24 protein-coding genes are annotated in these 26034 nt (G+C 53.4%); 14 read left to right on the top strand and 10 right to left on the bottom strand.

Going from position 1 to position 26034, the window contains the following annotated elements:
- The first annotated feature begins 229 nt into the window (after positions 1–229).
- Positions 230–511, top strand: coding sequence for a helix-turn-helix domain-containing protein (locus WFP70_RS22005; protein ID WP_058962127.1), 282 nt, complete (start codon positions 230–232; stop codon positions 509–511).
- A 65-nt stretch (positions 512–576) separates the two neighbouring features.
- Here WFP70_RS22005 and murA read toward each other — a convergent pair whose 3' ends face one another.
- The 7 genes from murA to mlaF form a co-directional block, all read right to left on the bottom strand.
- The gene (gene murA / locus WFP70_RS22000) at positions 577–1836 is read right to left on the bottom strand and encodes a UDP-N-acetylglucosamine 1-carboxyvinyltransferase (protein WP_058962128.1); all 1260 of its coding nucleotides are present in this window, start codon (positions 1834–1836) and stop codon (positions 577–579) included.
- A gap of 44 nt (positions 1837–1880) precedes the next feature.
- Positions 1881–2138, bottom strand: a complete 258-nt coding sequence (gene ibaG / locus WFP70_RS21995) for a BolA family iron metabolism protein IbaG (RefSeq protein WP_034826599.1) — start codon at positions 2136–2138, stop codon at positions 1881–1883.
- Between the two features lie 114 nt (positions 2139–2252).
- Entirely contained in the window at positions 2253–2558 is a 306-nt protein-coding gene (gene mlaB, locus WFP70_RS21990) for a lipid asymmetry maintenance protein MlaB (protein ID WP_337024425.1), read from the bottom strand.
- Positions 2559–2560: 2 nt separating this feature from the next.
- Entirely contained in the window at positions 2561–3190 is a 630-nt protein-coding gene (gene mlaC, locus WFP70_RS21985) for a phospholipid-binding protein MlaC (protein WP_034826602.1), read from the bottom strand.
- Positions 3191–3204: 14 nt separating this feature from the next.
- Positions 3205–3747: an outer membrane lipid asymmetry maintenance protein MlaD gene (gene mlaD / locus WFP70_RS21980; protein WP_034826604.1), complete on the bottom strand. Its 543-nt coding sequence runs from the start codon at positions 3745–3747 to the stop codon at positions 3205–3207.
- 4 nt (positions 3748–3751) lie between these two features.
- Positions 3752–4534, bottom strand: a complete 783-nt coding sequence (gene mlaE, locus WFP70_RS21975) for a lipid asymmetry maintenance ABC transporter permease subunit MlaE (protein ID WP_034826606.1) — start codon at positions 4532–4534, stop codon at positions 3752–3754.
- A 4-nt stretch (positions 4535–4538) separates the two neighbouring features.
- The gene (gene mlaF / locus WFP70_RS21970; protein ID WP_034826608.1) at positions 4539–5354 is read right to left on the bottom strand and encodes a phospholipid ABC transporter ATP-binding protein MlaF; all 816 of its coding nucleotides are present in this window, start codon (positions 5352–5354) and stop codon (positions 4539–4541) included.
- 227 nt (positions 5355–5581) lie between these two features.
- Here mlaF and WFP70_RS21965 point away from each other — a divergent pair, with 227 nt between their 5' ends.
- The 11 genes from WFP70_RS21965 (at position 5582) to npr (ending at position 13580) form a co-directional block, all read left to right on the top strand.
- Positions 5582–6565 carry a calcium/sodium antiporter gene (locus tag WFP70_RS21965; protein ID WP_034826610.1) on the top strand — a complete coding sequence of 328 codons (984 nt, stop codon included), beginning with the start codon at positions 5582–5584 and terminating at the stop codon, positions 6563–6565.
- A 13-nt stretch (positions 6566–6578) separates the two neighbouring features.
- Positions 6579–7559, top strand: a complete 981-nt coding sequence (kdsD, locus tag WFP70_RS21960; protein ID WP_034826612.1) for an arabinose-5-phosphate isomerase KdsD — start codon at positions 6579–6581, stop codon at positions 7557–7559.
- A gap of 13 nt (positions 7560–7572) precedes the next feature.
- Complete coding sequence (kdsC, locus tag WFP70_RS21955; protein ID WP_034826614.1) at positions 7573–8139, top strand: 3-deoxy-manno-octulosonate-8-phosphatase KdsC; 567 nt, start codon at positions 7573–7575, stop codon at positions 8137–8139.
- The gene (gene lptC, locus WFP70_RS21950) at positions 8136–8714 is read left to right on the top strand and encodes an LPS export ABC transporter periplasmic protein LptC (protein WP_034826617.1); all 579 of its coding nucleotides are present in this window, start codon (positions 8136–8138) and stop codon (positions 8712–8714) included. Before kdsC ends, lptC begins: the two co-directional genes overlap by 4 nt.
- Positions 8683–9237: a lipopolysaccharide ABC transporter substrate-binding protein LptA gene (gene lptA / locus WFP70_RS21945; RefSeq protein WP_034826619.1), complete on the top strand. Its 555-nt coding sequence runs from the start codon at positions 8683–8685 to the stop codon at positions 9235–9237. Before lptC ends, lptA begins: the two co-directional genes overlap by 32 nt.
- Before the next feature lie 5 nt (positions 9238–9242).
- Positions 9243–9968, top strand: coding sequence for an LPS export ABC transporter ATP-binding protein (gene lptB, locus WFP70_RS21940; RefSeq protein ID WP_034826621.1), 726 nt, complete (start codon positions 9243–9245; stop codon positions 9966–9968).
- 48 nt (positions 9969–10016) lie between these two features.
- Complete coding sequence (rpoN, locus tag WFP70_RS21935) at positions 10017–11450, top strand: RNA polymerase factor sigma-54 (RefSeq protein WP_058962131.1); 1434 nt, start codon at positions 10017–10019, stop codon at positions 11448–11450.
- A gap of 21 nt (positions 11451–11471) precedes the next feature.
- Complete coding sequence (hpf, locus tag WFP70_RS21930) at positions 11472–11759, top strand: ribosome hibernation promoting factor (protein WP_034826627.1); 288 nt, start codon at positions 11472–11474, stop codon at positions 11757–11759.
- Between the two features lie 162 nt (positions 11760–11921).
- A complete protein-coding gene (gene ptsN / locus WFP70_RS21925; RefSeq protein ID WP_176505766.1) occupies positions 11922–12404 on the top strand; it encodes a PTS IIA-like nitrogen regulatory protein PtsN in 483 nt (160 codons plus the stop codon).
- 52 nt (positions 12405–12456) lie between these two features.
- On the top strand, positions 12457–13311 hold the full coding sequence (gene rapZ / locus WFP70_RS21920; RefSeq protein ID WP_038649498.1) for an RNase adapter RapZ: 855 nt from the start codon (positions 12457–12459) through the stop codon (positions 13309–13311).
- On the top strand, positions 13308–13580 hold the full coding sequence (gene npr / locus WFP70_RS21915) for a PTS phosphocarrier protein NPr (RefSeq protein ID WP_034826632.1): 273 nt from the start codon (positions 13308–13310) through the stop codon (positions 13578–13580). The genes rapZ and npr overlap by 4 nt, the downstream gene beginning before the upstream one ends.
- A gap of 6 nt (positions 13581–13586) precedes the next feature.
- Here the strand turns inward: npr and mtgA are convergent, their stop codons facing one another.
- Positions 13587–14309, bottom strand: a complete 723-nt coding sequence (gene mtgA / locus WFP70_RS21910) for a monofunctional biosynthetic peptidoglycan transglycosylase (protein WP_045815873.1) — start codon at positions 14307–14309, stop codon at positions 13587–13589.
- 878 nt (positions 14310–15187) lie between these two features.
- The gene (arcB, locus tag WFP70_RS21905) at positions 15188–17542 is read right to left on the bottom strand and encodes an aerobic respiration two-component sensor histidine kinase ArcB (protein WP_058962133.1); all 2355 of its coding nucleotides are present in this window, start codon (positions 17540–17542) and stop codon (positions 15188–15190) included.
- An 885-nt stretch (positions 17543–18427) separates the two neighbouring features.
- Here arcB and WFP70_RS21900 point away from each other — a divergent pair.
- Together WFP70_RS21900 and WFP70_RS21895 are read left to right on the top strand one after the other, a co-directional pair.
- Positions 18428–23959 (top strand): glutamate synthase-related protein, encoded by a 5532-nt coding sequence (locus WFP70_RS21900; RefSeq protein WP_097118190.1) that lies wholly within the window; start codon positions 18428–18430, stop codon positions 23957–23959.
- 66 nt (positions 23960–24025) lie between these two features.
- A complete protein-coding gene (locus WFP70_RS21895) occupies positions 24026–25780 on the top strand; it encodes a sulfite reductase subunit alpha (protein ID WP_034826640.1) in 1755 nt (584 codons plus the stop codon).
- A 160-nt stretch (positions 25781–25940) separates the two neighbouring features.
- Here WFP70_RS21895 and WFP70_RS21890 read toward each other — a convergent pair.
- Positions 25941–26034: hypothetical protein (locus tag WFP70_RS21890; protein WP_337024441.1), on the bottom strand; the 94-nt coding region annotated here is incomplete at its 5' end.

Genomic DNA, 26034 nt, shown 5'->3' with positions numbered 1-26034 from the left:
ACCCGTATTCTCCCCCTGCTTTACTTCCCAGCGCTTCACCTGACTGCCCATTACATTCCTTGCATCGCTTTTGCGAAAGAGAGCTCAGTTTAATGCGAGGCCAAAACAATTACTGGAAGCTTATGGAAATTATTTGCTATAAGGTTTTTGTTTTTTCCTAATATCTCTGTATTGGATACGCCCGTTGCGGCAGAGACAACGCAATAACATGGACAAGGAGCAGGACGTTATGAAAGCAAGGAAACAGGATTGGCATCCCGCAGATGTGATTGCAGCACTGCGTAAAAAAGGCACATCAATGGCTGAATTGTCACGCAATTCGGGGCTGAACTCGTCCACACTCTCCAACGCACTTTCCCGCCCCTGGCCCAAAGGAGAGTGGTTGATCGCTGACGCGATCGGTGTACATCCCGCCGAGATCTGGCCAACTCGCTATTATGATCCCATTACATCGCGCTTGCTGGATCGCAAAAAACGTATTCGATCCCCCAGGGTTCGGCAGGAGATCTGAGATCCAGGACATAAAAAAACCAGCCACGTTATCGTGACTGGTTATCATCAAACGTTGAGTCAGCGTTATTCGCCGCTGACGCGCTCGATATTGGCACCCATGGCCTTCAGTTTATCTTCGATGTGCTCATAGCCACGGTCGATATGATAAATACGGTCCACAATGGTGGTGCCTTCCGCGATGCAACCGGCCAGTACCAGGCTCGCAGAGGCGCGCAGGTCGGTTGCCATCACTTGTGCACCTGACAGCGTCTCAACACCGTGGCAAATCGCAGTGTTGCTTTCGATTTCTGCGTGACCGCCCATACGAATCAGCTCAGGGATGTGCATGAAACGGTTTTCGAAGATGGTTTCGGTGATCACGCCTGTGCCTTCCGCCACCATGTTCAGCAAGGTGAACTGTGCCTGCATGTCGGTTGGGAAACCTGGGTGTGGTGCAGTACGGACGTTAACCGCCTTAGGGCGCTTACCGTGCATATCGAGGCTGATCCAGTCTTCACCGGTTTCAATCTCGGCACCCGCATCACGCAGTTTTGCGAGTACAGCATCCAGCGTATCGGGCTGGGCTTTATGGCACACCACTTTACCGCGGGAAATCGCAGCAGCGACAAGGAAGGTACCGGTTTCGATACGATCCGGCAGAACGCGATACACACCGCCACCCAGACGTTCTACGCCTTCGATGGTAATTTTATCTGTGCCTGCACCGCTGATTTTTGCGCCCAGCGTGTTGAGGAAGTTTGCCGTATCGACAATTTCCGGCTCACGCGCGGCGTTTTCGATAATGGTCGTGCCAGTGGCAAGCGTTGCCGCACTCATGATGGTCACGGTCGCGCCAACGCTGACTTTGTCCATGACGATATGCGCGCCTTTCAGGCGGCCATTAACGGAAGCTTTGACGTAACCTTCTTCCAGTTTAATTTCCGCACCCAGTTGCTCAAGGCCAGTGATGTGCAGATCAACCGGACGTGCACCAATAGCACAGCCGCCTGGCAATGAAACCTGACCCTGACCAAAACGCGCCACCAGCGGACCCAGTGCCCAAATCGAGGCACGCATGGTTTTCACCAGATCATACGGTGCGCTGAAGACGTTAACTTCGCGAGCATCAACGTGAACCGAACCATTACGCTCAACGCGCGCACCCAGCAAATTCAGCAGCTTCATGGTGGTATCGATATCACGCAGCTTCGGCACGTTCTGAATTTCAACCGGCTCTTCTGCCAGCAGCGCAGCAAACAGAATTGGCAGCGCAGCATTCTTCGCCCCGGAAATGGTCACTTCACCACTTAAACGGGTGGGGCCTTGCACACGAAATTTGTCCATTAACGGCTCTCAATTATCTATCAACAAAACAACCTGTGAGGCGCTTAGAAACCGTTGAGTTTACGGTCGCGCGCCCACTCGGTTGGGGTATAAGTTTTGATGGAAACCGCATGAATACGGTTATCCGCAATGTATTCCATCAGCGGCGCATAAACAGCCTGCTGTTTTTTCACACGACTCAGTTCACCAAACATCTCACCCACCGCGATCACCTGAAAATGACTGCCGTCGTTGCTGAGAACATGTACTTCATCTAATGGCAGCGCCTGCATCAGCACGGCCTGAACTTCACTATTTTCCATCGCTCTTTGCTTCACTTAATAATAATAAGGCGGATATCTTAGAGGAAAGCGCCTGACTCTTAAATACGCAAAAGCCCCTGAATAAATCAGGGGCTTTTGGCGATGACAACGTTATCAGGCGATTTTTTCCGCAGAAACAATAATCTGCTGCAGGTTATACAGCGCAATTAATGACTGGAGTTTGTCGTTGATACCGGTGAAAAGTGGCGTGCTACCTTGTGCCCGCACGATCTCGCGCAGGTGGACTAACAAAGCCAGCCCCGCTGAATCCACGCGCTCCAGCGCCGCGACATCAATGGTCGCGATATCCACCATGGCGGTTTCACGTTCATGCCACAATGACAGCAGGGTATCGCGATCCAACATGCCGCTTAAAGATAGCGTGCTGGCATTGCGCTGCCAGCGTAACGGTTCGCTCATGCTTACTGTTTATCCAGAGTGATAGGCTGTGCTGCGTAGGTTTTCAACTGCGCGGTCAGACCATCAATGCCCTTAGTACGCAGCAAATCACTCCACTCATTTTGTTTGGTAGTGATCATGCTGATGCCTTCAGCCACCATATCATAGGCCTGCCAGTTGCCGGTCTGGCTGTTCTTGCGCCATTGGAAATCAAGGCGCACAGGCGGACGGCCGTTCGGATCCAAAATAGTCACGCGAATCGCCACGATGTTAGCATCGCCAATCGGCTGCGGTTGCTGAATCTGGTAGGTTTGGCCGTGGTACAACGCCAGCGCCTGGCCATAAGCCTGAGCCAGATAATCGCCAAATGCGGCAAAGTAAGCGTCGCGTTGCGCGGGCGTGGCTTCACGATAGTATCGGCCCAGCACTAATGCACCCGCGTACTTGATCTGTACATACGGCAGCAACTCCTGACGCACCACCTCACGCAGATAGTTAGGATCCTGCTTGATTTTAGGTTGCTCGTTTTTCAAACGGGTGAAGGTCTTCGCCGCCGCTTCATTCATCAGTTTGTAAGGATCGCTCTGATCCGCTGCATTGGCCGCCAGCGGCACAATCGCCAGCATGGCAATCATCAGGAAACGTTTAAACATCGTGTTTTACCTCTCTATTCCGTTGTAGCAGGTGCTGCCGGAGCAGGCGCACTCTCGGTGCCCTGCTTTTGATTATCGTTTTTGTTATCGCCGCTCTTATAGAGGAACTGGCCGATCAAATCTTCCAGCACCATCGCGGATTTGGTGTCACGCAACGTGCCGCCATCTTTCAGCATTGCCGAACCCAGTTCTGGATCGTCAAAGCCTAGATTCAGTGCGAGGAACTGTTCACCCAGCAGACCTTGCGTGCGAATGGCCAGCGAGCTGGTGTCCGGGATTTTGTCAGCATACTGATCGCTGATGTCCATGGTGACACGCGGTGACAGCGTTTTATCATCCAGCGAAATATCCGTTACTCGACCAATCACCACACCACCAATTTTCACCGGTGAGCTGACTTTTAGGCCGCCAATATTATCGAAAGTGGCATACAGCTTCCATGTCGGTTCGGTGCCAAGTGACTTGAGATCGGCCACGCGTAGGCTGAGGAATAACAGTGCCAACAGTGCTGCCAGCATGAAGACGCCAACCCAGATTTCGTTTTTCTTGCTTTGCATTGCATCAATTCCCAAACATCAGTGCTGTCAGCACAAAGTCCAAACCGAGTACCGCCAGTGAAGCATGCACTACGGTACGCGTTGTTGCCCGACTAATCCCTTCCGAGGTCGGGATGGCATCATAGCCATTGAACAGCGCAATCCAGGTTACCGTCACGGCAAAGACTGCGCTTTTAATGATGCAGTTGATGACATCGGTGCGGAAATCCACGGCATTTTGCATCGCTGACCAGAAGAAGCCAGGATCGATGCCTTTCCAGCCCACGCCCACCAACGCCCCACCGGCAATACCGACTGCCGTAAAGATCAAGGCTAGCAGCGGCATGCTGATAAACCCTGCCCAGAAGCGCGGCGAAACCACGCGACGCAGCGGATCAACGGCCATCATTTCCATGCTGGAGAGCTGTTCGGTGGCTTTCATCAAACCAATTTCTGCCGTCAGGGCTGAACCCGCGCGTCCTGCAAACAGCAATGCCGTGACCACGGGACCCAGTTCGCGCAGCAGCGATAAGGCCACCAGCATGCCGAGACTGGTTTCAGCGCTGTAGGTCGTCAGCACCAGATAACCCTGCAGGCCCAGCACCATACCAATGAATAAACCCGAGACCACAATGATCAGCAGCGACAGCACACCCACGCTGTACAGCTGTTTTACCAGCAGTGGCGCGTGGCGGCGGAAAGCGGGTTTACCCACCAGCGCATGAAACAGCATCAGGCCTGCACGGCCAAACGCCGCGCAAGTATTAATTCCCTGACGTCCAAGTGACGCCAGCGCCTTTAGCAACATCAGTTTACGTTCTCCCTGCACGAGTCAGATCGCTGAGGTAATCCCCGGCAGCGAAGCGGAATGGCACTGGACCGTCCGCATGACCCTCAATAAACTGGCGCACGCGCGGATCGGGATTTTCCCGCAACTCCGGCGCACTGCCCTGGGCAATAATCTTTTGACCGGCAACAATATAGGCATGGTCAGCAATGCTCAAGACCTCTGGCACATCGTGTGAAACCACAATGCAGGTCACACCTAACGAGTGGTTCAATTCATCGATCAATTTCACCAGCACGCCCATGGTAATCGGATCCTGGCCGACAAAGGGCTCATCGAACATGATCAGGTCCGGCTCCAGTGCAATCGCGCGCGCCAGTGCGGCACGGCGCGCCATGCCACCAGAAAGCTCGGCCGGCATCAGTTTGGCTGCACCGCGCAGGCCGACTGCTTCCAGCTTCATCATCACCGTGCTGTGCAGCAATTCCGGCGGTAATTGTGTGTGCTCACGCAACGGCCAGGCAACGTTATCAAAGACGTTAAGATCGGTAAAAAGTGCACCCGACTGGAACAACATGCTCATTTTTTTTCGCACTTCATACAATTTAGTGCGGGAAAGCGCTGGGATATTCTGGTCACGGAACCAAATTTCCCCTTTATCCGGTTGCAACTGACCACCAATCAGGCGCAGCAGCGTGGTTTTTCCAATCCCGGATGGCCCCATAATAGCGGTCACTTTACCCGCTGGCACGGTAAGCGAAATGTCATCAAAGATGACGCGGTCTCCGCGAGTGAAGCTGACGCCACGAACCTCAACCAGATTCGTTTTTTGCTGGATCATCGTTACCTCTTTATGCGGATCGGGCGTAATCAAAGTCGTGGATGGTAGCCTGGTAGACCACAATGCACGATAGTTTTACAGAAACTTACCCGTCAGGTGTGGCGAAAACGGCCTTAAAATTTACTTTTGCCTCTCAGACAGTCAAAATCAGCGCCTGTTTCCGCGCGCGCAATGTATTTACCTGTCGGACAAGGTTTGCCGACACACCTATCCATCAAGGATTTTTCATGTTCGTAGCCACTGCCCTGCTGTTTATTGGATTGATTTTACTGGCTTACGGTGCTGACCGTCTGGTTTTCAGTGCCGCGATCCTGTGTCGATCCTTCGGCATTCCTCCGCTGATCATCGGCATGACAGTGGTAAGCATTGGCACATCGTTACCCGAACTGATCGTTTCTTTTTCTGCAGCGCAGCATGGGCAAATGGATTTAGCTGTAGGGACGGCGCTGGGCTCAAACATTACCAATATTCTGCTGATCCTCGGCGGTGCCGCACTTTTGCATCCATTGACAGTGCACTCCAATCTGATTCGGCGCGAACTCCCCCTGATGCTGCTGGTCTCACTGCTGAGTGGCATCATGTTGTTTGATAATCACCTTAGTCGACTTGATGGCATCGCGCTGCTGCTGATTGCTTTAGGTTATCTGCTGATCGCCATTCGCATCGCCCGCCGCGCAGAGCGGGATAACAACGACACGTTAACGCGCGAACAATTGGCTGAACTGCCGCGCGATGAAGCTGGCAATACCGTGGCCTTTCTGTGGCTGGCGGTGGCGCTGATTATTCTGCCGATGTCCACGCGGATGGTGATCGATAATGCCACCGTGTTTGCCGACTATTTTGGTGTCAGCGAGCTGGTCATGGGTCTGACGTTGATTGCCGTCGGCACCAGCCTGCCTGAACTGGCTACCGTATTGGCGGGTGCATTGAAAGGTGAAGACGATATCGCTATCGGTAACCTGATTGGCGCTAATATCTTTAATCTGGCCATTGTGCTGGGCCTGCCCGCGCTGGTGCACCCCGGCAGCGTTGATGCACACGCTTTCGCACGAGATTACTGGGTGATGCTAGGTGTCAGCGTGCTGTTCGCCCTACTTTGCCTGTTACGCAAACGCCGGATTGGCCGCGTAGCGGGCTCTCTTCTGTTATCGGGATTTATTGCGTGGGTTCTGTGGCTGTGGCTCAGCCCTGCGCTCATCACAAGTTATTAAGGACGGACTGACCATGTCACATCAGCAACCGGTTTTTGATTACCAACAGGCAGGTAAAGCGGTACTGCGCATCGAACGCGAAGGGCTGGAGCAGCTCGATCAGTATATTAATGCCGACTTTAGCCGCGCCTGCGAAATGATCATTGCCTGCCGTGGAAAAGTGGTGGTGATGGGCATGGGCAAATCCGGTCATATTGGTGCAAAAATGGCAGCGACTTTTGCCAGTACCGGTACGTCTTCATTCTTTGTTCATCCTGGCGAAGCGAGCCATGGTGACCTCGGCATGGTGACAGCAAACGACGTGGTGATCGCTATCTCTAATAGTGGCGAATCGAACGAAATTCTGGCGCTCATCCCGGTCCTCAAGCGACAGAAAGTGCCGTTGATTTGCCTCACCAGCCGTCCGGAGAGTGCCATGGGGCGTGCCGCTGACGTGCATTTATGCGTGAAGGTTCCACAGGAAGCGTGCCCGCTTGGTCTGGCACCGACCTCCAGTACTACCGCCACGCTGGTGATGGGCGATGCGCTGGCGGTTGCCCTGCTGGAAGCACGCGGCTTTACTCAGGAAGACTTCGCGCTCTCGCATCCCGGTGGCGCACTGGGCCGCAAACTGCTGCTACACGTGAGCGATATTATGCACAGTGGTGACGAGATCCCACACGTCAGCCGCGATGCGTCGCTGCGGGATGCATTGCTGGAAATTACGCGCAAAAACCTCGGCCTGACGGTGATTGTTGACGACCTGATGAAAATCGAAGGCATTTTCACTGATGGCGACTTACGCCGCATCTTCGATATGGGCATCGATTTCCAGTCAGCCAGCATTCAGGATGTGATGACGCGCGGCGGGATTCGCGTGCGCCCAAATATGCTGGCTGTTGACGCACTGAATCTGATGCAAAACAAAAACATCACTGCGGTACTGGTCGCCGATGACGATCGTCTGCTCGGTGTGGTACATATGCATGACATGCTGCGCGCTGGCGTAGTTTGAACAGGAACAAATAATGAGTGTTGAAACCACGATGATCGATACCTGCTATGGCCCGGTGAGTGCCGATGTAATGGCTCGGGCGGCGCGGATTCGCCTGCTGATTTGCGATGTGGACGGTGTGATGTCTGACGGCGTGATTTACATGGGCAACAACGGCGAAGAATTGAAAGCCTTTAACGTCCGTGATGGCTATGGTATTCGCTGCCTGCTGACCTCTGATATCGAAGTGGCTATTATTACTGGCCGCAAAGCGAAGCTGCTGGAAGATCGTTGCCAGACGCTCGGCATTACGCATCTTTATCAGGGACAATCAGATAAGCTTTTGGCGTGGCGTGAACTCCTGGATAAACTGTCATTATCTGCTGAGCAAGTGGCTTACATCGGCGATGATTTGATCGACTGGCCTGTGATGGCGGAGGCCGGTTTGAGTGTGGCCGTCGCCGATGCCCACCCCGTGTTATTACCTCGTGCACACTACGTCACCCGTATTGCCGGTGGCCGTGGTGCGGTACGTGAACTCTGCGATCTGATTTTGATGGCGCAGAACAAATTTGAGGATGCCAAAGGGCAATCAGTATGAGTAAGAGCAGGCGTTGGATAACGCTGATTTTGGCCTTGATCGCCCTGGTGCTGATCGGCTGGAATCTCACCAACCAGGACGATAGCGAAGCGCCGGTGGCGACCAATAGCCAGGAGCCAACCTATACCAGCGAGAAGTCCCATTCTGTGGTGTATAACCCCACGGGCGCGCTGGCGTACAAACTGATCTCGGATAAAGTGACTTACTTTGCGGCAGATGAGGTGAGCTGGTTCGATAATCCGGTTGCAACCACGTATGATGAAAATAAAGTGCCCACCTGGACTATACGTGCCGATAAGGCAAAGCTGACCAAAGATCGTATGCTGTATCTATATGGTCACGTCGAAGTGAATACCCTGACCCAGGATTCTCAACTTGAGCGCATTATTACCGATACGGCTCAGGTTAATCTGGTCACCCAGGATGTGACATCTGACGATCAAGTCACCCTATTTGGCCGCAGTTTTAATTCCACTGGCATGAAGATGCGCGGCAATTTACGAACCAAGAATGCCCAGCTGCTTGAAAAGGTCAAAACTTCCTATGAAATCCAAAATGAACAAAAACAGCCTTAAGTTGTTGTTGGTGAGCGCCTTACTGGCGACCAGCCTGCCCGCGCTGGCCCTGACGGGAGACTCTGACAAACCCGTTAATATTGATTCGGTGAATCAGGCGCTGGATCTGCAAGGCAATGTGGCGACCTTTACCGGCAATGTCATTGTGACCCAGGGTTCAATCAAAATCACCGCTGACAAAGTGGTGGTTACACGTCCAGGTGGCGACAGTAAAAAAACTATCGTGGATGCCTACGGCGCTCCCGCCACTTTCTACCAGATGCAGGATAACGGCAAACCCGTGCAGGGCCACGCCTCAAAACTGCATTATGAGCTGGCGAACGATTTCGTTGAACTGACGGGCAATGCCTTCATTCAGCAGCTGGACAGCAACATCAAAGGCGATCGCATCACTTACCTGGTGAAAGAGCAGAAAATGCAGGCCTTTAGCCAGGGCGAAAGCAAACGCGTCACCACCGTACTGGTGCCGTCGCAGTTGCAGGACAAAAACGGCTCGTCCACGAGCCCTAAAAAGAGTAACTGATCGCTATGGCCACATTAGTCGCTGAAAACCTGGCGAAAGCCTATAAAGGCCGCCGCGTGGTGGAAGATGTCAGCCTGCAGGTAAAATCTGGCGAGATTGTCGGCCTGCTGGGTCCAAACGGTGCCGGCAAGACCACCACATTCTATATGGTTGTCGGGATTGTGCCGCGTGATGCAGGCCGCATCGTGATCGATGACGAAGATATCAGTATTTTGCCGCTGCATGCGCGAGCGCGCCGTGGTATTGGCTATCTGCCGCAGGAAGCGTCAATCTTCCGCCGTCTAAGCGTGTTCGACAATCTGATGGCGGTGTTGCAAATCCGCGATGATTTAACGGAAGAGCAGCGTCAGGATCGTGCCAATGAGTTGATGGAAGAGTTTCACATTGAGCATCTGCGTGACAGCATGGGGCAGGCGCTTTCCGGTGGTGAACGCCGCCGTGTTGAAATCGCTCGCGCTCTGGCAGCCAACCCCAAATTTATCCTGCTGGATGAACCATTTGCCGGTGTTGACCCGATCTCAGTCATCGATATCAAAAAAATCATCGAACACCTACGCGACAGCGGTCTTGGCGTGTTGATCACCGATCACAACGTGCGTGAAACGCTTGCGGTGTGCGAACGTGCTTACATCGTGAGCCAGGGACATCTGATCGCGCATGGCACGCCGGATGAAATTCTTGCAGATGAGCAGGTTAAACGGGTTTATTTGGGCGAAGAGTTCAGACTCTGATAAGGTGTCGTTATTCACGACATTTGCTTAGGAAATTCAAGCAGAATTATGAAGCAAGGTTTGCAACTCAGGCTCAGCCAACAGCTGGCGATGACCCCACAGTTGCAGCAGGCCATTCGTCTGCTGCAACTCTCTACGCTTGAACTCCAGCAGGAACTGCAACTGGCGCTGGAAAGCAATCCGCTGCTTGAGCAAACCGATCTGCATGAAGAAGTCGATTCACGTGAGCATCAGGAGAGCGACTCGTTAGACACACGTGAAGCCCTCGAACAGAAAGAGATGCCCGAGGAGCTTCCACTCGACGCCACCTGGGATGAAATCTACACCGCGGGAACGCCTTCTGGCACGGGTACCGATTACCAGGATGATGAGCTGCCGGTTTATCAAGGCGAAACTACCCAGTCACTGCAGGACTACCTGATGTGGCAAGTGGAGCTCACGCCGTTTACGGATACCGACCGCGCGATTGCCACTTCAATTGTCGACGCCATTGATGATACCGGCTATCTCACCGTTTCCGTCCAGGACATCTGCGACAGCATTGGTGATGAAGAGCTGACGCTGGAAGAGGTTGAAGCGGTGCTGAAGCGTGTTCAGCGCTTTGATCCTGTCGGTGTCGGTGCACGTGATCTACGTGACTGCTTGCTGGTGCAACTTTCACAATACGCTGCCGATGCGCCAATGCTGGCAGAAGCGCGGTTGATCGTCAGTGAACATCTGGATCTGCTGGCCAACCACGATTTTCGCAGCCTGATGCGTATAACACGCCTCAAGGAAGAAGTGCTGAAAGACGCGATGCTGCTGATTCAGTCACTCGATCCCCGTCCCGGCCAATCGATCAACACCAGCGAACCCGAGTATGTGATTCCTGATGTACTGGTGCGTAAAACCAGTAAGCGCTGGACCGTTGAATTGAATTCAGACAGCTTGCCGCGCCTGAAGATCAATCAACATTACGCCGCGATGGGCGGTTCCGCACGTAACGACAGCGACAGCCAATTCATTCGCAGTAATTTGCAGGAAGCCAAATGGCTGATTAAAAGCCTCGAAAGCCGCAACGACACACTGCTCAAAGTGACGCGTTGTATTGTCGAGCAGCAGCAGGCGTTCTTTGAACAGGGCGAGGAATACATGCGGCCGATGGTGCTGGCAGATATCGCCCAGGCCGTGGACATGCATGAATCCACCATTTCCCGTGTGACCACGCAAAAGTACCTGCACAGCCCGCGTGGCATCTTTGAATTAAAATATTTTTTCTCCAGCCATGTGAATACCGAAGGCGGTGGCGAAGCCTCTTCCACGGCGATCCGTGCCCTGGTGAAGAAATTGATCTCCGCGGAGAACCCCGCAAAACCCTTGAGCGACAGCAAACTCACCTCCATGTTATCCGATCAGGGCATCATGGTGGCGCGACGTACGGTTGCTAAATATCGCGAGTCTTTATCTATACCGCCATCAAACCAGCGTAAGCAGTTGGTTTGACCGAACGAAGAAGGAAGACCTATGCAGCTAAACCTGACCGGACTGAATGTTGAAATCACTGAACCGCTGCGCGAATTTGTAAATAGCAAATTTGCCAAACTGGAACACTACTTTGATCGTATCAATCAGGTTTATATTGTTCTGAAAGTGGAGAAGGTGACGCAGATTGCGGAAGCAACACTGCACGTCAACGGCGGAGAGCTGCACGCCACAGGGGAAGCGGAAGACATGTACGCGGCCATCGACGGGTTAATCGACAAGCTTTCCCGTCAGCTAACCAAACACAAAGACAAACTGAAAAAACACTAACCTTCATGCTTGCAGAGTGCTGACTGGTTCGGCACTCAGAGCGCAAATGGGGCGGGTTAACCGCCCCGTTTTGTCATCTGTGCAAGCGCCAACGGGAGACTCGCCATTGTGCTATGAATGGCGTTAACCTTGCGGCTATGTGAACTCGCAAGTGAAACGATGATGAACAACGATCTGACACTGGAATTGAGCTCGGTCCTCTCACTGGACTGTACCCGTAGCGGCGTACACTGCCAGAGTAAAAAACGCGCGCTGGAAATTATCAGCGAGCTGGCAGCGAAGCAGCTCAATCTGCCGCACCAGACACTATTTGAAGCCATTCTGACTCGCGAACGTATGGGCAGTACTGGCATTGGCAACGGTATCGCCATTCCGCATGGCAAGCTGGAGGAGGATACGCTGCGCGCCGTTGGCGTATTTATCAGCCTCGACCAACCGATCGCCTTTGACGCCGTGGACAATCAGCCGGTTGATCTGCTGTTTGCTCTGCTGGTGCCTGCAGACCAGTGCAAAACCCATTTGCATACGCTGTCGCTGGTCGCTAAACGTCTGGCAGACAAAACCGTCTGCCGCCGTTTGCGTGCGGCACAGAGTGATGAAGAACTCTATGCCATTATCACAGAAGCTCAGGAAGAACACTCTTAAGCGACAGACACATTTACCGGCCTATTCGTCGGTTTAAAACGGGAGAAATGTGATGGTGCTGATGATCGTTAGCGGTCGGTCAGGCTCAGGAAAATCGGTCGCACTGCGTGCCCTGGAAGACATGGGATTTTACTGTGTCGATAATCTACCCGTGGTGCTGCTACCGGAATTAGCGAACACCCTAACAGAGCGCAATATTTCGGCGGCCGTCAGCATTGATGTGCGCAACATGCCTGAATCGCCGGAGGTGTTTGAAACGGCGCTCAACAATCTGCCGGATTCGTTTTCACCACAGTTACTGTTCCTGGACGCCGATCGCAACACGCTGATACGGCGTTACAGTGATACTCGCCGCATCCATCCGCTCTCCAGTAAAAACCTGTCACTGGAAAGTGCGATTGATGAAGAGAGTGATCTGCTGGAGCCTTTGCGTTCGCGCGCCGACCTGATCATCGATACGTCCGAAATGTCGGTCCATGAGTTGGCTGAAATGCTGCGTACGCGCCTGTCAGGAAAACGTGAGCGTGAGCTGACCATGGTGTTTGAGTCCTTCGGCTTCAAACACGGCATTCCCATTGATGCCGATTACGTCTTCGATGTGCGTTTCCTGCCAAACCCGCACTGGGATCCCAAGCTGCGTCCGATGACCGGGCTTGATCGTCCTGTTGCGGCTTTCCTCGACCGCCACACTGAAGTACATAACTTCATTTACCAGACGCGCAGCTATCTGGAGCTGTGGTTGCCGATGCTGGAAACCAACAACCGCAGCTATCTAACGGTCGCGATTGGCTGTACCGGGGGTAAACACCGTTCGGTTTACATCGCCGAACAGCTGGCAGATTACTTCCGTTCACGCGGCAAAAATGTGCAGTCTCGTCATCGCACTCTGGAAAAACGTAAATCATGACCGTGAAGCAAGTCGTTGAGATTCGCAATAAGCTGGGCATGCATGCGCGCCCGGCAATGAAACTGTTCGAGTTGGTGCAGAGTTTTGACGCAGAGGTACTACTGCGCAATGAAGCCGGTACGGAAGCCGAAGCCAGCAGCGTGATTGCGCTGCTGATGCTCGACTCCGCGAAAGGCGGCCATATCGAGATTGAAGCCAGCGGTCCGCAGGAAGTCGAGGCGCTGGCTGCGGTGATTGAGCTGTTCGAAGCCGGGTTTGACGAAGACTAATTGCTGTTAATGCAATTTGTAACGCGCGAGGAAACCTTCCCCACCTAACTGACGCATCTGGCGCATTATCCACTGCTGGCGCATTCGTATATACCCGGAAGGTGCATCAGCGCGGAAGCGAATCGGGTTTGGTAGTACCGCCGCCAGCAGCGCCGCTTCAGAAATCGTCAGACGACTGGCTGGTTTGTGGAAGTAGCGCTGTGAAGCCTCTTCCACACCAAACACGCCGTTGCCAAACTCCGCAATATTCAAATATACCGTCAGAATGCGGCGTTTGGTCCACACGGTTTCGAGTCCAACGGTTAAACCGGCTTCCAGCCCTTTTCGCACCCAGCTGCGGCCATCCCATAAGAACAGGTTTTTTGCGGTCTGCTGCGACAGCGTTGAGGCACCACGCATCTGTTCTGAGCCATCGTTATCCAATACTTTTTGTATCGCATCGACATCAAAGCCCCAGTGCTCCGGAAATTTTTGATCTTCAGAAGCGATCACGGCCAGCGCCATCCACGGAGAAATCTCATCCATGCTGACCCAATCGGAGTGCGCCACATAGTCGAACCGACCACTGAACCAGGCGCCCAGTTGACGCTCCACCATCACCGCAGAAAACGGCACAGGTAAAAAGGCAAAGATCACGATGCCTGCCAGCCAAATTCCCAACCACGCGAGCAGCACTTTAGCAATCAGCACTTTAAGGCGTTGCCCCATTTTCCCTTTACTCTTACTCATGCAATTTTCTCTTACCTGTTCCCTGCATTAATCAATCACCCCGGTCACAATTTTGATTACCTGTAATCCTGGGCCAAACTTTACCGCTTATCGCGTGAAAGTTAGAGATGAAGTTATTACCTGCGTCATCATCGTTCCTCTATTAGAGCCAATCACATCAAGCACTTCCATTATGAGGGAATCGGTTCCATGGTGAAAAACCCAGCAAAACCCTTACAATCGGATACTTCATACAAAGTGATAAAGATCACGTTTAAACTTTCACAATACTTAACAATAAACTTTCAAAGCGTTTGAATAAGCGCACTGATGAGCGCAGCCGTTTCAATAAACGTGGCTGAAATCGCGTCAACATCATCATGATTAGCCCTGACAATGGTCAAGTATTTAGCCTTCCGTTTGGTTTACATTGCACCGCAAAACCTTAAACTGGAACTTTCAGCAGAGGGTTTCCAAAACGTTTTGGATAACCCACCAGAATCACCTTATTTGTTACCTAATATCAGCATGTTAAGTTCAATCAACTCTGATTTTTCGACTGATTAGGAATTTCAGTGCAGCTGTCAGGCTTTTCCTGCTTCAGGCTGAAGGAAATTCAGGCAAAAAGCAGAACAATTGGTCAAAAATAGTGCAATACGGCAAAGAAATTAATTCCTTGCTTGACTGTGTCAGCAAATTAATGTTTTCTGTATTTAATCGCTGCTCAACTTCACACAATTTAATGAATCTTGTCACAAGCGTTGGCGAATTTGTTAAGGTGATTTCGAAGCGTTAACCAATACCATACTGTTGCTGATCTATTCGACTTCTAACGATAGCAGCAGTACCCATTTCCCTGGTGTTGGCGCAGTATTCGCGCACCCCAGTTTCGACTGGGGTCATTTTTTTCTGGCGTCCGAAGATTTTTCCCTTTCAGCTACCCACTCGCGTAACACGTTAACGTCATGCAGCCACTCATGTTTTAATTCGTCGATCCACTCCTGCACGTTGTCCCACCATGCTGGCAGTTCCGGTGACTGTATCTGTTTCGCCAGTTTCTGCAGATGCAACAGTCCTACTGAGCCCGCAGCACCCTTAATTTTATGCCCTTCTTCCGCAATCCCTTTTTGATCGCGCGCCATCATGTTGGAATCCAGCACGTCGAGATAGCCCGGCATCATCTGTTCAAACATCGTCAGGCTTTGTGTAATCAATCCTGGGCCGACCAATTCGATATACTGTTCCAGCATCTCCACATCGAGCAGCATGCGCGAGTGTACGTCTGAGGACGTCTGAATCTCTTCTTCCGGTTCGCCCTGGTAATCCCAGAACTTTTTAATCATCGCCGTTAAGGCCGGCACCGCCAGCGGTTTACTCAGCACATCATCCATACCGGCGTCGAGATACTCTTTTTTATCTTTCAGCACGTTGGCGGTCAGTGCCACCAGCGGCGGCAGCGCCATGCCAGCATGGCGTTGGTGAATAGCGCGTGACACATCCAGTCCGGTCATATCCGGCAGTTGAATATCCAGCAACACCAGATCAAATTCCTGCGGATCAAACATCGCCAGCGCTTCAGTGCCGGTCATCGCCACTTCCACACTGCATCCCAGTTTCTCCAGTACCGAGCGCGCCACAATGACGTTCAGTTCAATATCTTCAACCAGTAATACGTGCAGCGCCGGCAGTGGCATGCTGTCGTCGAGATCTTCGTCTTCCACCTCATCGGCCACACGAGGTGCATTTATCTCGACCACAAAGCATGAACCCTGCCCCGGCGCACTACTCACGCTAATATCGCCGCCCATCGCCTGTGCCAGACGACGAGAAACCGCCAAACCAATACCGGTACCGGTGGCGGGTTTTCCGCCGTGCTGATCTTTTACCTGGTAATACATGGCGAAGATCTTGTCCTGCTCTTCCTGCGGAATTCCCATGCCAGAATCCTGCACTTCAAAGCGCAGCGTTTCGTCCTGGTGATAGGCGACCCGCACCACAATCTCACCCTGCTGGGTGAATTTCACCGCGTTACCGATCAGGTTCCATAAAATTTGACGCAGGCGCGTGCCGTCAGCAGAGATGATGTGCGGCAGTGGCAGCTCCGGTGCCATCACGAACTTCAGCCCTTTCGGCTGCGCCAGTAACCCGGAGAGGTTTTCCAGATCGGCAAGGAAGCCGGTGAAGTCGAGCGGCTGATTATCCAGCTGCACTTTGCGGCGCTCGATTTTGTCCACTTCAATCACGTCATTAAAGATGTTGCCAAGCGTGATGGCCGAGACATGGATGGTTTTCAGGTACTTCAGTTGTTCCTGATTGAGATCGGTGTCCAGCAGAATGCGGCTCAGGCCGACAATGCCATTCAGCGGCGTGCGCAGTTCATGGCTGATGGTTGAAATAAAGGTGGTCTTCTCACGGCTGGCATTCTCCAGCGCGTCCTGATAACGCTTACGCTCAGTAATATCGCGACCAAAGCCCATCAGGCCGCTGCGTTTACCGACGCGATCGTAATACGGCACTTTGCGGATTTCGAAGCAGGCTTTGCGCCCATCAGGATATTGCAGCCACTGTTCGTACGTCAGGGAGACGTTATGGCGGAATACCTTTTCATCCGTCTCCAGCACCTTGGAGGCGGCATCTTCATCGTAAATGTCGCGCGGCGTCAGGCCAATCAGTTGCTTCTCGCTCATGCCGGTTAGCAACTCCATCGCACGGTTACAGCCCGAGAACTGCTTGTCGATGTTGCGATAGAATACCAAATCCGGCGAGGCATCGAGGAAGGAGCGTAAGAAAGAGGATTGCTGTTCCAGCTCGATTTGCGCCTGTTCACGACGCGCCATCTCTTCGCGCAGTTTATCCATCACCTGCTCGCGGGCCTGCTCCGCTTTGATACGATCGTTAATTTCCTGATTCAGCTGAGCGATGGTCTCTTTCATTTGCTGATTAAGTTCAAGATCGCGTGTGCGCATCTCTTCCAGCTTATCGACCAGCTTTGTCAGGCGCTGGCGAGACTCTTCCAGCTGATCAACCACCACCGAGAGAAAATAGACGGCCCAGGGCGTGATTAAGAGACCAAAGAACACCGATCGCACCACATCGATACTCTCAACATGGCCACGCAGTACCATGGTGACCGCCATCTGCACCACCATCGCCAGCACCACCAATGCTGAAGCTAACAGTAGCGAGAAACGCACCAGCCCCAGCTTGACCATCAAATCAACGTAGTACTGCGCTAAAAGACGAATCTGTTTCATCACGAGCTCCCTGAACGAAATCTGGCTCATGATAGCGTAATTATCGCGGCACTGCGCCGACTCAGCGTGTCATTGCCTGCTGACTTTGCCTCATTATGGTGCATCGCAGCGCCTTTTCGCCGATGTTCGCGTCGTTATGCGTAAAGCGCTTGACTAAATCTGCCAACTGAATAATCTGGAGGGCCGCGCTTTTGCGACCCTTTTGTCACATCCCGTGCTATTCCGCCTCCCGGCAGCCATTTCATCTGATGGTTGCGCCTTGTCATTGCATATTCATTCAACTTTAGCGCCATTTTACTCACAATCAGCTTGATTAATTTTACTAATGACAGCCCTATTTTGATTCAAATATGACGCCATAAGAAAAACAGATACATGCTGTGCGTGAAACCGCCCCAACAGAATTTTATGCTGATGGAATGAAGTTATTCAGCATTGATTAGATATCTGAGGCGTACCTCACAGTGAGACGGCTCACACTTCATAGGGGAATCAGAATCGTCAGATTGACAGTTATTTACGTAATAAATTGTTCATAATCATAGTGTTAATTGGTAAAACAGCCGATTAACCGCAACAAAGCTGGCTATTTGACCTGAGTTCGCTTTCCCGATAAGTTGGAATTCCGCTGGATGCTTTCCAGTCGGGACTGTGTCTCGGCATATCTATGCAGCAAGAAACTCCCTCTGGATGCAAGTTATCTCCCGTAAGAGACCGGAAGTAAGAGCAGCTCATCAAGGACGAGACCATACTCTCTTGAGAGCCTTTGCTCGGTATTGCGACGTCCGCGTTTAAGCGGCGAAAACGAATTTGATACAGCACGCAGCGGTGCTCTGTGCTTGAAATAATGCAGGTAATGTCAAAAGCAGTTTAAGGAGACCCTCAATGTCCACTCAAAAACCTCATCCCTATGGTTTGTATGATCCCTCAGCCGGTAGTGATAGCTGTGGTGTTGGGTTTATTACCCGTAAGGACGGCGAGCAGACCCATGAGATCCTGCAGATGGCGCATAGCGCACTGTGCACGGTACCGCACCGTGGCGGCATGTCTGCTGAGGGCGTGGGCGATGGCGCAGGTGTCAACGTCGACCTTTCTCTGAACTTCTTCCGTAAAGTCACCGGCCAACCGCTGGAAGCCGGTCGCTTTGGCGTCGGTAACTTCTTCGTGCCAAAAGATGCCGAGCTGCGCGCGAACGCTGAGCGTCTGGTGGAAGAAACCCTCGCTGCCCATAACTTCCCTGTGCTGATGAAGCGTGATATGCCGCTGGACGGCAGCGTGACGCGTCCAGCCGCTCTGCAATTCCAGCTGCCGATTGTGCAGTGGATCTTTGCGGCTCCGCAGGAAGTCACCGAACAACTCGAGTTCGAGCGCCACATCTATCGTGCGCTGCTGGACATCGAAGCGCGTGCCTTTACTGAAAGCGAATTCGGCGGTCTCTATCCGCTGTCGCTCTCTTCACGCACTCAGGTATTTAAAGCACGCCTGAACTCTAATGAAGTGATTCCGTACTTCAAAGATTTGACCGATGCCGATCATCAGGTGCGCGGGCTGTTCTTCCATACCCGCTTCTCGACCAACACCGATCCGCACACCACCATGGCACAGCCGTTCCGTCTGATGGCGCACAATGGTGAATTGAACACCGACCGTAAGAACCGTATCGCTGAAGCGGCGCTGATGCTGGCGCGCGGTAAGAAAATCGTGCGTCCGAAAGGCCAGTCCGACAGCTCGCGTCTGGACCAAAGCATTCATAGCCGTTTGATGGAAGATAACCTCGACCTGATCAACGCCGTCGTCTCAATGATGCCACCAGCGTGGGAAAACGACACCTCACTGTCAAATGAAGTGCGCGCCATGCTGGAGTACTTCTCTCTGTATGAAGAGAAGAACGATGGCCCGGCAGCGTTGATCTTCGGTAATGGCGAAGTGATCGGGGCACGCCTTGACCGCCTGGGTCTGCGCCCATTGCGTTCTGTCGAAACCGCCGAATATATCGGTGCGATGTCAGAAGCGGGTCAGATTGCCTTCCCACCGGAAAGCGTACTGCGTCGTGGCCGTATCGAAGCGGGCGGCATGCTCTATTACGATCACAAAGAAAAACGCTCTTACACCACGGTGGAAGCGCTGGAAAAACTGGCAGCAGAGAAAGATTACCTTTCACTGCTGAGCGCGGCTCGCGTGGACCTGCACGATCTGCCGGAGATTCAGGCAGAGCAGCTGGGCTCACCGCTGCGCTATCGTGGCGACCTCAAAACCTATCAGCGTTTTGTGGCGTACTACTACAACCAGGAAAGCTTCAAATTCATGATGGACCCGATGCTGCAAACCGGCGCTGAGAAGATCTCGGCGATGGGTTACGGCAACGCCATCAATGGCCTGTCCGACCACGAAGGCGGCATGGCGCACTACTTCTCACAACGCTTTGCTCAGGTCACCAACCCGCCGCTGGATTCTATCCGCGAAGCGGACGGCATGACGCTGCGCGTGGCACTGGGTGCAAAACCGCACCTTGGCCGCAGCAAAGGTCAGCAGGTTATCGTGCCAACGCCGATCCTGACACACCTCGATATGCTGCGTCTGCGCGAGCAAACCGTCGCACCTTATGCGCGTTTCGAGATGCTGTATGAGCCGGTCATCGGCAAAGATATCGTCAGCCGTGCCGCCAACGCCAAAGCGCTGGAAAACGCCATTGATAATCTTGCACAGCAGGTCGTGGATTTCGCACGCCAGCAGGGCGGCATTGCGGTAATCACTGACCGCCACATCTCTTCAACTCACGCGGCGATTCCTATGCTGCTGATGGTCTCTGCCATCAACCAGCGTTTGGTGCAGGAAGGTCTGCGTCTGGATGTTTCTCTGGTGGTAGAAAGCGGCCAGAGTATCTCCTCTCACCACATTGCAGCCACTTTAGGCTTTGGTGCGTCAGCGGTTTACCCGCTGGGCGTACAGATGCGCGCGGAAGAGAAATATGGCGAAGGCGAAGAAGGTAACAAAGCCTTCAAACGCTATGCCAAAGCCGCCGAAAAAGCCTTGATGAAGACCATGGGTAAAGTGGGTCTCTGTACCGTTGAGAGCTACAGCTGTGGTGAATTCTTTGAACCTAACTTCCTGAATACCGACGATCCGGTTCTGAAGAAGTACTTCCCGAATATCAAAACCCCTGTGGGTGGCGCGGGCTTCCCGGCTATCGCTCAGATGGCGGTTGACTGGCATCAGAGTGCGCTGAAAATCCAGGGCGAGGCAGAAGTGCCACTGCTCGGCTTGTTCAAAGAGCGTGCGGAAGGTGCAGGTCACTCTTACGGCACCATCGCCGTGCGTACCTTTATTGATATGACGGAACAGCCGATTCGCTTCGCGGACAAAGCACGCGAAGAGGACAATTTCATCCGTCTGATGACGCTGGCCAAACTGGACAATGCCTTCAGCATTAAAGCTGACGCATTCAAAGACAGTAGCTTCGAACGCATCCCGAACGAGGTCATTGACTCACTGGCAATCACGCCGGATTACCGTCAATTCTCTAGCCTGATGCACGCCGAGCGTAAACGTCGTCCTGCTGCGCTGCGTGACATCCTCGCGCTGCCGTGTGATTTGACCCACGTTGACAGCGAAGCGGAGTTTGGTCGTAAACTCGGCCGTTACTCACTGGTCAACAACGGTTTTGCTACCCGTGGATTGAAGTGTGAAGCGGTGGAAGGCAGCCTGAACCAGTTCGAGCTGCGCCTGATTGATTCCATCGCGGGCCTGAAGCCAGAAGATGAACGTCTGGAAGCGCTGGCACGTGCACTGAAAACCCGCTTTAGCGACGACATCGAAAGCAGCAGCGTGGCCGGCGGTGTATTGCACATCACCGCTTACGGTAAAGCGGCAGATTATCTGTCACTGATCTTTACCGCACTGCCTTCTCTGCCGCTGGAAGAGATTCAACCGGCACACGAAATTACCCGTACTTTCGCCTCAGGTGCGATGAGCCACGGTGCGTTGGTGGCACCTGCACATGAAGCGGTAGCGCACGGCACTAACATGGTCGGCGGCATGAGTAACTGTGGTGAAGGTGGCGAGCACTATTCCCGTCACGGCACCATCCGCGCGTCACGCATTAAGCAGTTGGCGTCAGGCCGATTCGGCGTGTGGGCGGCTTATCTGGCCGATCCGATGCTGGAAGAGCTGGAGATCAAAATCGGTCAGGGCGCGAAACCAGGTGAAGGCGGACAGCTGCCTGCACCGAAAGTGACCGTGGAGATCGCCGCCGCGCGTGGCGGTACGCCGGGTGTTGAGTTGGTTTCACCCCCACCGCACCACGATACCTACTCCATCGAGGATTTGGCGCAGCTGATCCACGACTGTAAGGCAGCGCGCGTGCGCGTTATCGTGAAACTGGTGTCTTCAGAAGGCATCGGTACCATCGCGGTGGGCGTGGCAAAAGCTGGCGCAGACGTCATTAACGTGGCAGGTAATACCGGTGGTACTGGTGCGGCCTCGGTCACCAGCCTGAAATACACCGGACGCGTTGCCGAAATCGGTATCGCGGAAGTGCATCAGGCGCTGTGCGCGAATGGCCTGCGTGACAAAGTGCAGCTGCGTTGCTCCGGTGCACAACAAACCGGTAGCGATGTGATCAAATCTGCCCTGCTCGGTGGCGACAGCTTCGAGTTCGGCACCACTGCGCTGATGATGCTGAAATGCGTAATGGCGAAAAACTGTAACGTTAAATGCCCGGCCGGTTTAACCACCAACGCCGAAGCCTTTGATGGCGATCCGCGTCAACTGGCACAGTACTTCGTTAACGTAGCGCAAGAAGTGCGTGAGTTCCTCGCCCGCCTTGGCCTGCGTTCACTGCGCGAAGCGCGTGGTCGTTCAGACCTGCTGCACCTGATGGATCACCCGCTGGAAGTCGGCAAACTGGACCTGCGTGCGATGTTGACCGTGGTGCCAGAGCAGAAAATCGCGAAGCCGGTCTATCTGGAAAAAGATTTTGAGCTGGATGATGGCTGGGTTGAAGAGCTGAAAACACAGCTGATCGACCAGGCGAGCCGCGATATCGCGCTCGGCGCAGGCATTACCCTGAACAACCGTAACAAGAGCGTGGGCGGCCAGTTGGCCATCGACATCGAGCGCATGCTCAACCACGAACTGTCTGCTGAACAACGTGCTGCACTGCCAGCGGTGTTCAAAGACGATCGCGGCCGTCATTATCTGGCACCGCGCACGGTGAATATCCACACCAGCGGTTCTGCCGGTCAGTCATTCGGTGCCTTCTGCAACGATGGTATGCAGATGAAGCACTACGGCACCTGTAACGATGGCGTAGGTAAAGGTCAGTGCGGTGGCGAGCTGGTGGTGATGTCACCGGGCGGCGGCGCTCAAGACAGCGACGGCAACGTGCTGATCGGTAACTTCGCGCTGTTTGGTGCGACCGGTGGCCGTTTGTTCGTACAAGGCCAGGCGGGCGACCGTTTCGCGGTTCGTAACTCCGGTGCAACCGCAGTCGTCGAAGGTGTCGGCGATTTCTGCTGCGAATACATGACCAATGGCGCAATTCTGAACCTCGGCACCTTTGGTAAAGGTTTCGGCAACGGCATGAGCGGTGGCTTTGCTTACCAGTACGATCCATACGGCGCACTGGCAGGACACGCAGCGGGTGATTCCGTGCTTTTCGGTTCAATCGCTGACGAAGATGAATTGGCGCAGGTTCACAAGCAAGCCGTGCTGACCATGCTGAACTGGCATCTGGAAGCCACCAACTCGCCGCGCGCAGCCTGGCTGCTGGAGAATTGGGAAACGGAGTGCCACCACTTTGTCTACGTGATGCCGCGTTCACTGCTGCTGTATCAAGATGGTGGCGAGATCCTGAAAGCGAAATCACGTAAGGATCTGCTGGAAGAGCTGTCAACCTCACTGGCTGCACATCAGGTTGCCAAATTCAAAGCGGCCTGGCGCACGGGTAAAACCATTGCGGATGGCGCCGTACCGGCTTACGGTGCGACGGATACAGCGGAAATGTTCGTGTTGCTCAACAACTACACCGTGCTGAGCTTCGCGCAGCAGCTGGCGTTGGGCAAACTGCCGAAAGGCACGCCTGTTGAAGATGCTGCGGTTGAGAAAGCGGTTCGTAACCTGCTGATGACCGAAGATTTTGCGCTGGTCAGCAAACTGCAACGCCATGCACGCTCAGCCATTGAGAGCTACAGCGATGACGAACTGGCGAGTCTGATTGCAGCAAAACGTATGTCCGATTACAAAGCAGCATTAACGCAACGCAACATTCGCTCCATGGACAGCCTGGCGACCTATGGCTGGATAATTTATCAGGATGCCCGCAACCGTGAGGTGCTTGGCCATCTGCCTGATTTCGAAGAGCTGTTTGCACGCGCCGCGCTGCCAGAAATCGCCGCTGCTGTCGGGAAACTTTCCTGATAGCAGCACCAATGAATGTGTGTATATTGACTGAACATCACGAGACGGGTTTGAGTACAGATATCCATGAAGATTCCTTACATTCCTGAAGATGCGCCGTTTAACGGCGAACAGAAATACTGGCTGGCGGGTTTTCTCGCCGGTCTCCACTCGCGTCTGTTGGTATTAGAAGATAAGCAGACGGCACCTGCGGCCGGTGGCGCCACCAACACGCAGTTGCACATTCTGTTCGGTTCACAGACCGGCAACGCTGAAGCGCTGGCGCAAACTGCCGCAAAAGCCGCACGTGCCAAAGGTCTGGTGCCGGTGGTTCAGGCATTGGGCGAAGTGGACCTGGACGTGTTCGCCACCATGCGCCATGTTCTGATTGTCACCTCCACCTACGGTGAAGGCGAAATGCCGGACAACGCACAGCTGTTCTGGCAGGCACTTTCTGCCAGCACCGCACCACGCCTGGAGCAGATGCATTTTGCTATCCTGGCGATTGGTGATACCGGCTACGATGGCTTCTGTCAGGCCGGTAAATTCTTCGATATGCGTCTGGAACAGCTGGGTGCAAAACGTGTCTTTGACCGCATCGACTGCGATATCGATTTTGAAGAGCCGTCGAGTGCATGGATTGGCGATGCAATGCCACAATTTGCCGCCAGTGCGGGCAGCAGTGGCACGGTATTAGAGAGCGCGCCAGAAGCGCCAGTCATTCCTGGTAGCAACAAGCAAAATCCTTATGCTGCTGCATTGGCGACCAACAAGCGTCTCTCAGGCGAATCATCGGCGAAAGATATTCGCCACTTTGAATTCGATCTCACTGACAGCGGCCTGAAATATGAAGCCGGTGATGCGTTGGGTGTCATCCCAGTGAACGATGCTGAGCTGGTGAGCCTGCTGTTGAGCGAATTGAAAGCGGATTACGAAACGCCAGTACCTGGCTTTGACCGTAACCTCGGCGACCTGCTGACCTATCAGTTCGAAATCTCTGAGCCATCGCGCAAGCTGATTGAGTGGGTGGGTCAGCACACTGCCAACCAGGAATTGCTGCACGTATTACAGCACGACGATAAAGACACGCTGGCTAACTGGCTGTGGGGCAAAGACACGCTGGACCTGCTGCAGCTTGAGTTGAAGCGCACGCTGTCCGTTCCAGAACTGGTGGCGATGCTGCGTCCGTTGCAGCACCGCGCGTATTCCATCTCTTCCAGTTCCAAAACGCATCCGAATCAGGTGCACCTGACGATTGCTTCCGTGCGCTATCACAGCGGTGGCCGTGAGCGTAAAGGCGTCTGTTCAACCTACCTGGCTGAGCGCGTGCGCCGTGGTGAGAAGCCAGCGATCTTTATTTCGCCAAACAAAGCGTTCCGCGTGCCGGCTAACGGCAATGCTCCGCTGATTATGGTTGGACCTGGCACCGGTATTGCCCCGTTCCGTGCCTTCCTGCAGGAACGCCAGTCAACCGGCGCTGAAGGTAAGAACTGGCTGTTCTTCGGCGATCAGCATCAGGAACACGACTACATTTATGAAGATGAGCTTAATGGCTGGCAGCAAAGCGGTCTGTTAACACATCTCGACCTGGCATTCTCACGCGATCAGGAAGAGAAGATCTACGTGCAGAATCGTATGCTGGAAAAAGGCGCTGAGCTGTATGCCTGGCTGCAGGATGGCGCGTACTTCTATGTTTGTGGCGATGCTTCGCGCATGGCGAAAGATGTGGATGCAGCGCTGTATGAAGTGGTGCGCCAGTTTGGTGGACTCTCTAGCGAACGTGCAGCGGCTTACATTGACCAGTTGAAGAAAGATAAGCGCTATCTGCGTGACGTCTACTAAGGCCCAAAAAAAGGAAGCTCATGAGCTTCCTTTTTTACATCTGCTGTCGCGGCACGATGAATCGCACCATGTAAACGCGGTTCTGATGCGCGATCAATCGCGCCGTTATTGAGAAATGCATCCATAAAAAAAACGGGCCAATTGGCCTAATGCCAGTCAGTTAAGCCTGACTGGCATTTTTTCTTCTGGCTGTCGGATATTTATAGGGTCTCTCTTTCACCACCCTTGGGAACGAGCGCTCCCGTCGTCCCGGT

The sequence above is a fragment of the Pantoea sp. USMM079 genome, assembly GCF_037153115.1.
GTDB classification, from domain to species: Bacteria; Pseudomonadota; Gammaproteobacteria; order Enterobacterales; family Enterobacteriaceae; genus Pantoea; species Pantoea communis.
Note: the sequence above shows the minus strand (reverse complement) of the source record. Positions and strands in the feature narration are given on the sequence as shown.